General features: G+C 56.8%; 12 protein-coding genes. 5 read left to right on the plus strand and 7 right to left on the minus strand.

Features of this window, described 5'->3' with window-relative positions; translation table 11 throughout:
• Positions 1-395: 395 nt before the first annotated feature.
• Positions 396-1,541, plus strand: coding sequence for an acyl-CoA dehydrogenase family protein (locus JC200_RS15670; RefSeq protein WP_274432618.1), 1,146 nt, complete (start codon positions 396-398; stop codon positions 1,539-1,541).
• 111 nt (positions 1,542-1,652) lie between these two features.
• On the opposite strand, the gene JC200_RS15675 is transcribed toward JC200_RS15670, so the two are convergent.
• On the minus strand, positions 1,653-3,008 hold the full coding sequence (locus tag JC200_RS15675) for a polysaccharide deacetylase family protein (protein ID WP_274432619.1): 1,356 nt from the start codon (positions 3,006-3,008) through the stop codon (positions 1,653-1,655).
• Positions 3,009-3,271: 263 nt separating this feature from the next.
• Here JC200_RS15675 and JC200_RS15680 point away from each other — a divergent pair, with 263 nt between their 5' ends.
• Positions 3,272-3,763: a PaaI family thioesterase gene (locus JC200_RS15680; RefSeq protein WP_274432620.1), complete on the plus strand. Its 492-nt coding sequence runs from the start codon at positions 3,272-3,274 to the stop codon at positions 3,761-3,763.
• 25 nt (positions 3,764-3,788) lie between these two features.
• Here JC200_RS15680 and JC200_RS15685 read toward each other — a convergent pair whose 3' ends face one another.
• The 4 genes from JC200_RS15685 to JC200_RS15700 form a co-directional block, all read right to left on the minus strand.
• Positions 3,789-4,709, minus strand: coding sequence for an ABC transporter permease (locus tag JC200_RS15685; RefSeq protein WP_274432621.1), 921 nt, complete (start codon positions 4,707-4,709; stop codon positions 3,789-3,791).
• Positions 4,706-5,821 (minus strand): ABC transporter permease, encoded by a 1,116-nt coding sequence (locus JC200_RS15690; RefSeq protein WP_274432622.1) that lies wholly within the window; start codon positions 5,819-5,821, stop codon positions 4,706-4,708. Before JC200_RS15690 ends, JC200_RS15685 begins: the two co-directional genes overlap by 4 nt.
• Positions 5,818-7,398, minus strand: a complete 1,581-nt coding sequence (locus JC200_RS15695; protein WP_274432623.1) for an ABC transporter ATP-binding protein — start codon at positions 7,396-7,398, stop codon at positions 5,818-5,820. Before JC200_RS15695 ends, JC200_RS15690 begins: the two co-directional genes overlap by 4 nt.
• Positions 7,399-7,517: 119 nt before the next feature.
• Positions 7,518-8,588: a BMP family lipoprotein gene (locus tag JC200_RS15700; RefSeq protein WP_274432624.1), complete on the minus strand. Its 1,071-nt coding sequence runs from the start codon at positions 8,586-8,588 to the stop codon at positions 7,518-7,520.
• Between the two features lie 274 nt (positions 8,589-8,862).
• On the opposite strand from JC200_RS15700, the gene JC200_RS15705 reads away from it, so the two are divergent.
• From JC200_RS15705 to JC200_RS15715, 3 genes are all read left to right on the plus strand, one after another.
• Positions 8,863-9,762 carry a carbohydrate kinase family protein gene (locus JC200_RS15705; RefSeq protein ID WP_274432625.1) on the plus strand — a complete coding sequence of 300 codons (900 nt, stop codon included), beginning with the start codon at positions 8,863-8,865 and terminating at the stop codon, positions 9,760-9,762.
• Positions 9,762-10,688, plus strand: a complete 927-nt coding sequence (locus tag JC200_RS15710; RefSeq protein WP_274432626.1) for a pseudouridine-5'-phosphate glycosidase — start codon at positions 9,762-9,764, stop codon at positions 10,686-10,688. The genes JC200_RS15705 and JC200_RS15710 overlap by 1 nt, the downstream gene beginning before the upstream one ends.
• 179 nt (positions 10,689-10,867) lie before the next feature.
• Complete coding sequence (locus JC200_RS15715) at positions 10,868-11,764, plus strand: R2-like ligand-binding oxidase (protein ID WP_274432627.1); 897 nt, start codon at positions 10,868-10,870, stop codon at positions 11,762-11,764.
• A gap of 104 nt (positions 11,765-11,868) precedes the next feature.
• Here the strand turns inward: JC200_RS15715 and JC200_RS15720 are convergent, their stop codons facing one another.
• Both JC200_RS15720 and JC200_RS15725 read right to left on the minus strand, forming a co-directional pair.
• Positions 11,869-13,440 carry an ATP-binding protein gene (locus JC200_RS15720; protein ID WP_274432628.1) on the minus strand — a complete coding sequence of 524 codons (1,572 nt, stop codon included), beginning with the start codon at positions 13,438-13,440 and terminating at the stop codon, positions 11,869-11,871.
• Positions 13,379-13,804, minus strand: coding sequence for an ATP-binding protein (locus JC200_RS15725; protein ID WP_274432629.1), 426 nt, complete (start codon positions 13,802-13,804; stop codon positions 13,379-13,381). Before JC200_RS15725 ends, JC200_RS15720 begins: the two co-directional genes overlap by 62 nt.
• Between the last annotated feature and the right edge of the window lie 32 nt (positions 13,805-13,836).

A 13,836-nucleotide genomic window follows, 5' to 3' on the forward strand; every position in this document is an offset into this window, starting at 1 on the left:
AAAAGCACCTACAGGCTGTTCTGGACCGTCTATTCGTGGTCGCACCCCTGGATTTTGGGCGGATAAGCCGCTGTGCGCCGTTATTCCAATCGGGATCCCGCTGTGCGGCCTTGTCCCAAGTGGGATCCCCGCTGTGCGGCGTCGTGCCAACCGAGCTTGTATCAAATTCCAAGCTGGGCGTACGCGATCCGCTGGTCCCGGAGGATTTTCGAGAGTGACCATATCGCTTATAATAGATGTGAATGTACGGTTGGCGTAGCCATCAACTTCCGACTGGTCGGTCGGAGCTATCGTCCCGCCCGGCCGCCGGCAGCCAGCCGCCGTGATCCCGCGAAGGGCAGCCGGTGCGCTAAGACTAAGCACATCACATTGGCTTCATATGAGGAGGTTCCTTGATGCAGCACCCGTACTTGACCGACGAACACCGAATGTTTCGCAATGCGCTGCGGAAGTTTCTTGAGAGAGAAGCAGTGCCAAACTTTGGCCAGTGGGAAGCCAATCACGCTGTTCCACGGGCCTTTTGGAGCAAGATGGGGGAACAGGGTTATCTTGGTCCCGCAGTGCCGGAAGAGTATGGCGGGGCGGGGGCGGATTTTGGCTACTCGGTCGTCATCGGCGAGGAGTTGGAGCGAGTCGGCAGTGGTCTGACAGGCATCGGTCTGCACAACGACATTGTACTGCCCTACCTTCTCTCCTACGGAACTGAGGAACAAAAGCAGAAGTGGCTGCCGAAGTGTGTGACAGGGGAGACCATCACCGCTATCGCCATGACTGAGCCTGGAGCCGGGTCGGACCTCGCTGGCATTCGTACGACTGCTGTGCGGGATGGCGACAGCTACGTGCTAAACGGGCAGAAGACGTTTATTACGAACGGAATTCAGTCGGACCTCGTGCTCGTTGCCTGTAAGACTGACCCGCAGGCGAATCCACCGCACAAAGGCATGAGCTTGATTTGGGTGGAACGCGGCACACCAGGTTTTGAACGAGGTAGGCGGCTGGAGAAGGTCGGACAGCACAGCCAGGACACGGCCGAACTGTTCTTTGACAACTGTCGTGTGCCAGCGGCCAACTTGCTTGGTGAAGAAGGACGAGGGTTCCAGTACCTCGCCGAGAAGCTGCAGCAAGAGCGGTTGGTCGTGGCGATTGCGGCGCAGGTTGCCGCAGAAGAGTCGTTGCAGGAGACCATTGCCTACGTCAAGGAACGCAAGGCGTTTGGACAGCCCATCAGCAAGTTTCAAAATACCCGCTTCACCATTGCCGAACTGGCCACGAAAGTGGAGCTGGGGCGCGTATTCCTCGACCAGCTTATCGTGCGCCACATGGCAGGAGAAGACGTTGTCACGCAGGTGTCGATGGCGAAGTTCTGGCATACGGACATGGCCAAGGAAGTCATCGGCGAGTGTCTGCAGCTGCACGGCGGCTACGGATACATGGAGGAGTACACAATTGCGAGGCGTTACCGCGACATCCCGGTCATGGCGATTTACGCGGGGACGAACGAGATCATGAAGACTATCATCGCGAAGAACCTCGGGCTTTGACCGACGCGGGGACGGACCGGCTGAGGCACTTGATGGAAGGGTAAAAAAGGCGCCAGCCGAGCATCTTCGGCGAGCGCCTAGCCACACTTGTCTTGTTGCTGTCAGCTTAGCTTAGCTTAGCCCGGGTAGCCCAGCAGTCAGCGGCGCTGGGACGAGACCGCGCTGTTGGCAAATGGCGAGCACTTGTTGCAGTTGGTTGTACAGCCCAGGTTGCCAATGCAACAGGATGATCTCGCCCGCTGTGAGGGGTTGGCCGTTCCAAGTCGAGATTCCCTGCGCCGGGTTTGATGGGTTGAACTCGGCGCTCCACATCACGATGGCCTTCAGACCTGCCGCATGAGCGGCTTCCAGCACCGTTTTGTTGACGTCACCGTAAGGTGGACGGCCGACGCTGGGAGTCACTCCAAACCACTTTTGGTCATCGATGACGGGCTGATGCCACTGGTAGACGTCAGACTGCGCAGAGATGTGCGACAGGAAGGGGTGCGTGTCGGTATGGTCGCCAATTGTGCCACCTGCTGCGACAAACGCCTTCCAGAAGGACAGGTGTTCCTGTGCCGCGGCGTCGATGAGAAACGCGGTTAACGGCACATGGGTCTGCTGCATCAGTGTGAGGACTTTGGCGTTCGGATACCAGCCGTCGTCGATGGTGATGTACACACGGTTCCCAGATGGGTTGCCAAAAAAGTACTCGGGCACGGGGGACACGGGCGGCACTAGCGTCGGGTTCATCGCTGTCAAATGTACTGGCGGTGGTGGGAGCGCCGGAACCTGAACGGAGAGTGCGGCAACCTCGCCACTGAGAGCTGCGATTCGCAGCCGCGCCGTGTACGCTTTGCTCTCGCGAGTGAGGGTCATCGACTGTAAGGTCGCCAGTTTGACAACGTGCTTTCCAGACAGCAGCTTGACAGTTGCAAGCGGCGTGTTGAATATTACCGTCTCCGCCTTCGCGGTCTGTTGTGTTGCGGTGATCACCGGGGCAACAGGAACCCGTATCGTCTGCGTTTCAGACAGTCTGTTCAGCAGAGGCCCCGACACGGTCGAGGTCACCCGCACCGTCTCACCGGGCTTTACCGATTCGGCCCAAGTGTGAATGTCAACTTGCACGGCTACTGAACCTGACGACACCTCACTGCTGTTTCTGTTTCCCGCATTGGCGCCGCTTGCTTGCCCAGTGAGAGAAGGCTGCGTTTGCAGTCTACTGTGGGCAAGTACCCAGTCGGCGAGCCAGCCATGACCGGGCATAAGGCGCACCTGGAGGAGGTTCGTTTGTGGGTTTAAGGAGACACGGGGATGAGGGGTGGCCGCAATGTCGGCATACGCCAACTCGCCGCAGGCGGCGGCACAAATGAGTCCAGTGAGGCTCCAAACTGCTGTTCTCCCACTCCGGCGTTTAGCGTGTTTCTGCGCGTGGCGCTTGGCCTTGCGTGATGGAGACGATGAATGTAACTCTGTTTGAGTGGCCACAGCGGGTGCCTCCTTGGGAATTTCATCGCCACGCGACACAGGTCAGGCGAAGCTTGTCTACACGCCAGAATCCTGTCACATAGTAGACGTAGGCTGCCGACACTGTGTTTCGCAGTTCGTCAAATTTTGCGCCCGGACAGCCGTTTCGATGCCAATGAACGGTATGGTAAGATGAGGAATTGAGCCGCTTGGCTTCGGCGAAAACTGGGCAAGTAGGCGCCGTACGCAATCACATGAAAGAGATCGGAGTGGAGGTACGTCAGATGTCTCAGACGACGAATACAGAAACAAAGGTTGCTTTGCTGGAGGAACTCACTGCGTTCGATGAATCAGACTTGGCCATGGCACTGCATGCCGCTAAAGCTTCCAAACGTGCACGTGAGCGCACGGATGGGTCATACTTCCTCCATGAATTTCTGGGTGAACACAGAAAAGTGGAAGATGGACAGGCGACACTTACATTGGATGTAAAGGACTGGATGATGAACCCGGGAGGTATATTGCACGGTGGCGTCATGGCGTTCTTGTGCGACAACACGCTTGGTATGGCGAGTTTTCTCAATCAACAGCGGCCTGGGGTGACCGTTGACCTCAACGTGCGTTACCATCTGCCTGTGACGAGCGGCGTCATTACCGGTCGTGGAACTGTCGTATCGAGTGGATCACGGATCAACTCCGCGCGCAGCGACGTGTTTGACGAGGCCGGGAGGTTGGTGGCATCTGCGACAGGGACGTTCTACCACGTGAAGCGGTAGGCGGTCAGACGACCGCCTACTCGGTTCAGCGTTCTAGTGTATAGGGGATGCCGTCCGCAGCAGGTGCTGTGCTCCGGCCCACAAGTCCCGCGAGGGCGAGCACCGTGAGGGCGTAGGGTAGCATCGACAACAGGTCAGTCGGGATGACGTTGCCCTGCAGCACGTCGGCAAGCGATGTTGCGAAGGCGAACAGCATGGCGGCGCCAAACGCGCCGTATGGAGTCCATTTACCGAAGATCATGGCGGCCAAGGCAATGTAGCCACGGCCGTTTGTCATGTTCACGTCAAAACTGTTGAGAATGCCGATCGACAGGTAGGCACCGCCAATGGCAGACAGAACGCCGCCGATAATGACACCAGTGTAGCGTAGCCGCCACACGTTGAGGCCAAGGGTGTCCGCGGCGAGCGGGTTTTCTCCGACAGCGCGCATGCGCAGACCGAGCCTTGTGTGAAACAAGAAATAGTGTGCGGCGATGACGAGTGCGAGCATGATGTAGACAAGCACGCTCTGCTGGTGAAAGAACCAGCCGAGTACCGGCACGTTCGCGATCGCTGGAATCGTGATGTTGGGCAAAGACGGCGTCGATGTCGGAGTCCCGTTGTAGCCAAAGACCGTGTTGAGCAAAAATGCCGTGATGCCGGCGCCAAAAATGTTGATGGCCATGCCGAGCACGACTTGGTCGGCTGCCAGTCGAATCGCTGCCCAAGCAAACACAAAGGCGATGAGAGCACCGGCGACCATCGCCGCCAGCAGACCCAACCAAGCGCTCCCTGTCCAGTGTGAACAGGCGACTGCAAAGAACGCGCCGATGAGCATAATGCCTTCCATGGCAATATTCACGACGCCTGTACGTTCTGAAAAAGTGCCGCCGATTGCCGGCAAGGCAAGCGGTACCGCGAGAGACAGTGTACCGGCCCAAAGCTGTGGACTTGCGAGAAAACTCACGCCAGTGTTCCTCCTTCCTGCGCGTCCTGCGCACGCCCCTGACTTTTGCGTCGACGGACCCAACCGATGACGACGGGGATAAGCCGCTCTGCAGCGACAAAGAAGATGATTAGTCCGGTCAGTACGTCGGTCAGGCTCGATGGGACGCCAGACACTTGCTGCATGTTCTGTCCGCCTGTGTTCAGGGCGGAGAAGAAGATCGCGGCCAGAATCACGCCGAATGGGTTGTTGCGCGCCAGCAGCGCAACGACGATGGCTGTGTAGCCGTACTGCGACGTGAAGCTGTCGTTCAACTGGTACTCAACGCCGAGCATCTGCAGTCCGCCGGCGAGCCCCGCAAATACGCCCGAAATTCCAAGCGCCAAAATCGTATACAGCGGCACGCGCATGCCTGCGTAACGCGACGCGCGCTGATTAAACCCGATGGATCGAATCTGAAACCCAAAAGTCGTCTTCTTCAGCAGCAGCCAAGCGACGACGGCAGCTGCAAGCGCGATGTAGATGCTCACCGACAACTGCGCCTGCACAACAGCCGTGATGGGCAGTGCAGGCAAGAGGTGCGTGTTCTGCGCGATGGCCGGGGACTCTGGAATGTAGCCAGGAAGGCGCATCGGGGCGTGCGGCTCCTCAATCATGTACTCCACCAAGAAAATCCCGATGTAGCTCATCATCATCGTCGTAATCACTTCGTGGGCGCCGACGTACGCCTTCGTGAGACCTGGGATGACACCGCCCCAGAGACCGCCTGCCAACATACCTGCGACGAGCGCCAGGATGATGTGCACAATGCTTGGCAGGTGATTGAAGTGGTAACCGACCCAGACGCTGGCCATGGCGCCAACCCAGTATTGCCCTTCCGCACCGATGTTGAACAGGCCTGCACGAAACGCAATCGCGATACCGAGCCCAATCACGAGCAACGGTACGGCACCAGTCAGTGTGCTGCTCAAGTTGAACACGGTGCCAAAGGCGCCGGTAATCAGTGAGCTGTACACAGTGAGTGGGTTGTAGCCGATGAGACTGACAATAATTCCGCCGATGACGATGGCGATGGCGGACGCTACGATTGGCGTACCAATCCCGCGTAAGGCACTCCTCCACACGTTGTTCATGACGGCCCCCCCGTTTCCTGCGGACTCGACGGCGACGAACTGTGGGTCTCAGTCCCAACTGCCACTCCGTCTTTCGGGTGAATTCCCGTCATTAACAGTCCGAGTTGTTCGCGTGTTGCGCTTGGACCATCGACAATCTCGAGCAACTTGCCATCGTGGATCACGCCGATTCGGTCAGACAGGCTCATGATTTCGTCGAGCTCAAGCGACACGAGGATAATTGCCTTTCCGGAATCGCGCAGTTTCAAGAGTTCGCGGTGGATGCCTTCAATCGCGCCGACATCGAGCCCACGCGTTGGCTGTGCGACGATGAGGAGGCTCGGATTGCGGCCGACTTCACGCGCGAGAATCACTTTCTGCTGGTTACCGCCAGACAGCTCGCCAGCTTTTCTGGACGCGTTCGGAGGCCGGACGTCAAACCGTTTGATCAAGCCCTCGGCGTAGACACGTGCAGCAGAGGCCCGAAGCCAACCACCACTCGAAAACGGCTTGCGGCGGAAGTCACGCAGAATGGTGTTTTCGACGAGGTCGAAGTCCAGCACTAACCCATCCGCTTGCCGGTCTTGAGGGACATAGGCAATCCCGGATTGAGTTCGCTTAGCTGGTGACAGGCGCGTGATGTTCTGGCCATTGAAGCGGACAGTTCCGTCCACGACTTTGGCGAGGCCCGCAATGGCGTCGACGAGCTCAAACTGGCCGTTGCCGTCAATACCAGCGATGCCGAAGATTTCACCCGCCCGTACCGAAAATGACACGCCCTTCACGCGTTCGTGTTTGTCGTGTCCTTGTACGGATACGTTCTCGACATCAAGTACGGATGCTCCGGCGTTCAGCGGTTGCTTGTCGATCCGCAGCACTACGTCGCGGCCCACCATCAGGTTGGCAAGTTCTTGCGATGTCGTACCTTTGACTTGCACCGATCCGACGGTCTTGCCAGCGCGCATGACTGTGACGCGGTCTGCGATTTCGCGCACTTCGTCAAGCTTGTGACTGATAAAGAGGACCGGGATGCCTTGGTCACGCAGATGCCGCACGACGACGAACAGCTCTTCCGTCTCTTGCGGTGTCAACAAAGCCGTCGGTTCGTCGAGAATGAGCAGTTTCGCTTCCCGGTAGAACGCTTTCAGAATTTCGACGCGTTGTTGCAAACCGACTGTCAGAGAGCCGATTTTGGCCGTTGGGTCGACCGTGAGCCGATACTGCTCCGACAACGCCCGAACCCTTCGGATGGCCTCTTTGCGGTCGTAACGGAAACCGCCCGGCTCATCGCCAAGGACAATGTTGTCCGCTACGGTTAGGGCCGGGATCAGCATGAAGTGCTGGTGAACCATGCCGATGCCGGCGCGTATAGCGTCGCGTGGGCTGTTGAAATGAACAGGTGCGCCGTCTAACCGGATTTCGCCGCTGTCTGGTTGATAGAGCCCGTAAATCAGCTTCATCAGGGTCGACTTGCCTGCGCCGTTTTCGCCTAAAATAGCGTGAACCTCGCCCTGACGTAGGGTGAGGTCGACGTGGTCGTTTGCGATGACCCCTGGAAAAGCCTTGGTCAAGCCTGCGACTTCAAGGAATGCGTCCATGCTTCGCCCCGCCTACAGTTTTTTCGCTCGGGGAAACGAGAATTCGCGGTTGTATGTACCGCGGTGCAAAAAGGGGAAGACGACCCCATCCGTCTTCCCCCGTGTTGGACTACAAGGTCTTACTTGCCGGTTGGGATGTTCGGCGAAACCGTGATCGCACCGCTCTTAATCTGGCTCGACAACTGGTTGACCTGCTGTACGATCGACTGCGGTACAGTGCTGGTCGGTGGCGCGATGCCGACACCGTTGTTCGAGAGGTCAAAGGTCTGTACACCACTCTTGAACTGGCCCTGCTGGGCTTCTTTGATGACGTCGTAGGTCGCTGTGTCGACAGCCTTAAGAGCGCTTGTGATGACAGTCTGAGGTGCCAGGTAGTTCTGGTTGGCGTCGACACCGATAGCGTATACGCCAGCTGCTTTGGCAGCGTTGATCGAGCCAGTACCGGTGCCGCCAGCAACTGGGAAGATGATGTCCGCACCTTTCGCGATCTCGTCTTTAGCCAACTGTTGACCTGTCGCCTGGTCGGTAAAGCTGTTGGCGTAGTTGAGGATGATTTTTACGCCCGGGTCAACTTTCTGCGCGCCCTGGTAGAAGCCGGCGATGTAGGAAGTGACAGGCGGGATATTCTGACCACCAATGACACCAAGTACGTTCTGTCCGTTGATGCCCTTGATGCCGTGTTGCTTCTGCATCAGTCCTGCCATTGCACCGACGAGGTAACCGCACTGTTGCGTGTCGAAGATGGCAGATACGACGTTCGGACGGCCAGTGATTGGGTCATCGATGATGAGAAACTTCGTGTTTGGATATTCTTTGGAGACCTGTTGGACCGCCTGTTGCATCAAAAAGCCAACCGCGATGACCAAGTTGTCGCCGTTTTGGGCGAACCGGGTCAACTCAGGTACGTAGTCAGAAGCAGCTTGCGACTGTACGACTTCACCCTTCACACCGAGCTGGGATTCAGCCTTTTGCAGGCCCAAGTAAGCGAGGTGGTTGAAGCTGTGGTCGTTCAAACCACCCGTGTCCGTGACAAGTCCGACTTTAAATGTGGTACCGCTTGGGTTGCCACCCGTTCCGTTCGCTGTCTTGGTGCCGCCAGCGCTATTATTGGTTGCGGCGCCACATCCAACTACGAGTGTCGACAGTGCAACCATGGCGCCCAGTCCAACTGCCCATTTTCTTGTGTTCACAGGATTTCCCCCTTTTGTCTTGTCAACAGCTCGTCCCAGACTCCCAACTGCTGACCCGTGCAAACGATGTTGATTCATGGAATCAACCAGGCTAAAAATAGCACAAATGCAGTCTGTACGCGAACTTTCTATAGGGGTGCGCGCGTAATAAAATTCGACAAATTCAAGTGTTCGCGAACGACGCCGGAAACATGCGGGTACGTTTGGACTTGGTTCCGGTGGCGAGGTAAAATCCCCATGTACGACTCTGGGTGAGGCGGGGGGATTGTGCTTTATGCATCGACATGTCGTTGTAGTTGGGGGCGCGAACATCGACGTCAAAGCGCGTATCTTGCACGAGACGGCTTTCTCGACAAGCAACCCAGGAACTGTTTGGCGGACGTCCGGCGGAGTGGGTCGCAACATTGCCGAAAATCTCGCAGTACTCGGTACCACGGTGCGCCTGGTCTCTCCGCTTGGCGCGGACGAATCGGGGCAGTTCATTCGACGCAGGCTTGAGGAAGTGGGCGTGGACACGACATATCTGGTCGAACTCGCAGGCCAAAGTACTGGCATGTACGTCGCCGTGATCAACCGGCACGGTGAACTCGAAGTTGCAGTGTCCGATATGACAGTGCTTGACCACTTCACTCCAGATCAGCTTCGAAAAGTCAGCGACGCCTTTGTCGGGGCTGGCGTTGTCAGCCTTGACGCAAACTTGTCGACAGAAACCCTGCGCGCGGCGATTGACATGGCTGAGGAGGTGGGAGCAGTCACGGTCGCCGACCCTGTTTCGGTGTCAAAGTCCCGCCACCTGCTCCCGGTCTTGCAACGGTTGACGCTGGTCACACCGAGCAGGGATGAACTTGCGGCGATGACAGGGATGACTGTCGAGTCGCAAATGGACGTGGCTGCAGCAGTTCAGGATTTGCATAGTCGCGGTGTGCGGCACGTTGTCGCAACGCTCGGCGACGAGGGCGTGTGCTACCTCACGGGTGACGAAAAGCCCGTGTTTGTGCGCCCACAGGCTGCTCACGTCGAAGACGTTACAGGTGCGGGGGATGCATTTACCGCAGGTTGTATAGACGCGATGCTTCGAGGACAGTCGATTGCACAGGCGGCAGTTCGCGGCCAAGCGTTAGCGGCGCAGATTGTGGCCTCCAAGTCGTCTGTTTTAATGAGAGAAGGGCAGTGATGAATTTGCAGAGGAACTACTTGACTTTTACTGATGAGGTGCGGGAGGCGCTTGCCGACAAGCGACCGATTGTGGCGCTCGAGACAACGATTGTGACTCACGGGATGCCGTATCCGCAGAACGTGGAGACAGCGCGGTTGGTCGAGGAAACGATACGCACGGCTGGAGCGACGCCGGCGACAATCGGCGTGTACAAGGGCGCCATCCACGTCGGTATGTCTGTGGACGAGCTGGAGTGGCTCGCCGAACAGACAGGCGTAATTAAGGCCAGTCGCCGCGATTTGCCAGCCGCCTTGTCGCTGGGTCAGACGGCATCTACGACGGTGGCGGCGACGATGATGGCTGCTCGGTTAGCAGGTGTACGGACTTTTGTCACAGGGGGCATCGGCGGCGTCCACCGCGGCGCTGAGCGGACGATGGACATTTCTGCCGACTTGACGGAGCTGGCTCACACCGATGTCATTGTCGTCTGTGCTGGAGCGAAGGCGATTCTCGATATTGGACTTACGCTCGAAGTCCTCGAAACCCTTGGTGTCCCTGTCCTCGGCTATCAAACCGCGCGTTTTCCCGCATTTTACACGCGCGACAGTGGCTATCTAGCACCGACCCCGGTTGACTCGGCAGAGCAGGTTGCAGACATTGCGCGCGTTAAATGGGACCTCGGCTGGCAGGGTGGCGTTTTGGTTGGCAATCCAATCCCTGCCGAGCACGAGCTCGACGAATCTTCCATTCGCGAAGCCATTCGTCAGGCACTCGCGGCGGCCGATGAGCAGGGAGTCAGCGGTAAGGACGTAACCCCCTTTCTGCTGTCAGCGCTAGAACGAGAAACGGCTGGACAGTCTTTGGCGGCTAACATTCGGTTGATCGAGCACAACGCAAAGGTAGGCGCCGAGATCGCCAAAGCCTACCAATTAAAAGAAGCGTGAACGGGTGGCGGCGACGGCGATGTCGCAGGTGCTGAAGTGTCGCCGGGCGGGTTCTATGTCTGTGCATTTCGTGATACAGTAGGCATGTGTAGCAAATATTCAAACAAAATCGGGGGATGGGTGATGTCGACCGACTGGTCGGTATACCATGCGCCAAGCGGCGCGGGAGGGGCACGGGCATGCGGGAATCGGTGATCACGACAAGTACGCGTGGCTTGCGGATGGACGTTTTGCCTTACCGGTTGTACAAAAAGGCGAAGAAGCTTGGAATCTGGAACCCCGAAGACATCGACTTCTCACAAGACCAACAGGACTGGGCAGACACTACGCCAGAAGGAAAAACGAGACTGTTGCGGCTGGTGTCGATGTTCCAGGCTGGAGAGGAAGCGGTCACTCTCGATCTGCTACCATTAATTATGGCGGTGGCCAAAGAGGGCCGCATTGAAGAGGAAATGTTCCTCACCACGTTTTTGTTTGAGGAGTCAAAGCACACCGAGTTTTTCCGACTGTTTCTGAATGCTGTTGGTGCCAAGGAAGACCTTTCGCATTTTCACAGTGAACCGTATAAAAAGGTGTTCTACGAGCTGTTGCCGGAGGCAATGGGACGCCTCATCACCGATACGTCTCCGCGAGCGATCGCAGACGCGTCCGTGATCTACAACATGTTTGTGGAAGGTGTCTTAGCCGAGACCGGGTACTGGTCGTTTTATCAGAGCCTCGCCAAGTTTGGGAAGATGCCGGGTTTGATACAAGGGATTGAGTATCTGAAGAAAGACGAGTCGCGTCACATTGCGTACGGGACATTTTTGCTGCAGCGATTGATCGCCGAAGACCCTTCACTGTACGACTATGTCCAGGAGCGCATGGCGGAACTAGCCCCGTACGCGATGGCGATTAACGAAGTTGGGGTGGCGGACAGCGACCCGAGTGACCCGATGTACGTCCAGCCACAAGAGGTGATGGCTTTTACGGCGAAGCAACTATCACTGCGAATGGAGAAGTTGGCCCGAGCCAAGCACAAGTCGATTGAAGAATTGTACCAGACATCAGAGGAAGCAATGGGCGTTCTCAGTTGAGTCCGTTTGGAGGCAGAGAACGCCACGTCCGGAATACACTGGGGTAAGACATAAAGATGCGGCGCCACGACATACGGTGGCGCCATTTTTTGTAGACACAGGACTCAGACGTTGAGCGTCTCAAGTGCCTGCTGAAGTGTCGCTTTTGTCGTGACTTTGCCATGGAGGCTAATGCCCATCGTAATCATCGTATTGGCGATCTCCGGTCGAATGCCTGTGATTGTCGCCGCACAGCCGAGCAACGAGATCCCGTCGATGATTCGGAACAAGTGACTGACAACCGCGGTATCGAGGAAGGCGACGCCGGACACATCAATCACGATGTGTTCAAGACGCAAATCTGCGATTTGCCGCAACGCCTTCTCCTGAATCTGCTTCGCACGGTGCGTGTCCACTGTTCCGACAAGGGGCAGAATGGCGACGTTTTTCGCGAGCGGAATGACGGGGACAGACAGCTCGTCCAGTGCTTCGCGGTGCGACTGTAATACATCGTTGCGATACTCGAAGTAGCTTGCAAAGTAGTGCGTTATGTAACGATCGAGGGGGTTGTTGATGCTGCGCTCGAGTTGGAACGCTTGCTCCGTCGTAATCGCTACGTGGCGGTGGTATTCGTAGAGGAACTCCCAGAGGGTCTGCCGGGAGCACTCGATGAGCTCAAACAATAGCGCGGCGGGATAATCCTCTTTACCGGCCATGCGGCCTGAACTTTTGGCGAGGACAATCAGTTGATTGACGTTGCCCTCCATAAGGAGCTTAATCAGTCCGTCAATGGTGTTGAACAATTCGTCGAGCGCTGCGTCTTGGCCGTTCAGATAGGAGATGACTGTCGTCGCGTTGGTGCTCACTGATTTTTGAAATGCCTGGCGATTGGCCTCATAGAACTGCCAGAAGGTTTGATTGGATTGGTATTCCAACTCCATGGTTGTACCTCCTACGTTTTCTACACCCGACATTGGGAACTCAAGTACGAACGACGTGCCGCGTCCGGGTGTGCTTTGGACTTGAATCGTTCCACCGTGTTGGTGCATGGCTGAGTAGACTTGCGCCAAGCCCATACCGGTTCCGTCATCTTTGGTGGAGAAAAAGGGCGTACCGAGCATGTTCAACGTCTCCTTGGACATGCCGACGCCGGAGTCTTCGATGACTACTTGTATGGAATGTCCCACCCGCTGATGACGCAAGGAAATGTGCCCGTCTGCCGGAACGGCTTCAAAGGCGTTTTTCAGCAAGTTGAAGAACGTCTTTTTTAGTTGATTGCGTTTGCCGAAAATTTTGCAGTCAGTATCCGCGAACTGCTTGTCCACGGGCACGCGGTAGGCCTGGTTTTGGAACAAGTAGAGGGCAAACTCCAGTTCCTCAAATAGGCTGACCGGTTCGAACGGTTCACTCACGGTATCCGGTTTCGCCACTTGCAGTAGCTCTTGCACAATGTTGATCGCGCGGCCCAACTCCGCTTGTGCCACATCGACGTACGGATGTGGAGCATCCTCTTGCAACAGTTGCAAAAAGCCCTTCACGGCGGTCAAGGGATTGCGAATTTCGTGTGCAATGCCCGCTGCCACTTGCCCGATGTGCGCGAGGTGTACCACGCCAGAGGAGGCGGGATTGGTCAGCTTATGCATTTCTTGTTCCAGCGGTTTGGTTTTGCCCCAGTGACTCCCGTTTGCTTGCGACAATTTTGCTCCCCTTTTCTGACGTCTGAATCGAAAAGGTGTCCATCAATCGCTGTACCCCTGCGAGACCGAGTCCGAGTCCACGAGTAGATGAAACCCCGTCCCCTCTCAGAACATCTTGCAGCAGCTCAGGAAAACCTGGGCCTTCATCTGTGACGGTGACCTGAATTTCGCCTGGCAGTATCTCGCAGGTAAAAGCACCTGATGCGTTTGCGTGCACAACGACGTTTCGCGTGAGCTCGGCGACGCTAACGAGGACCATTTGCTGTTGCATCTCATCGAGTGCCATGCCAAGCATCATACGGCGGGCGACTGCGACGGCCATGTAGACGTCCTCTTCTCGCTCAATCGGCAGATGCTCTTTCACCGTAGACCTCTCCATTTATGAAGGGCGGATTC

The organism is Alicyclobacillus sp. ALC3, assembly GCF_028751195.1.
GTDB lineage: Bacteria > Bacillota > Bacilli > Alicyclobacillales > Alicyclobacillaceae > Alicyclobacillus_L.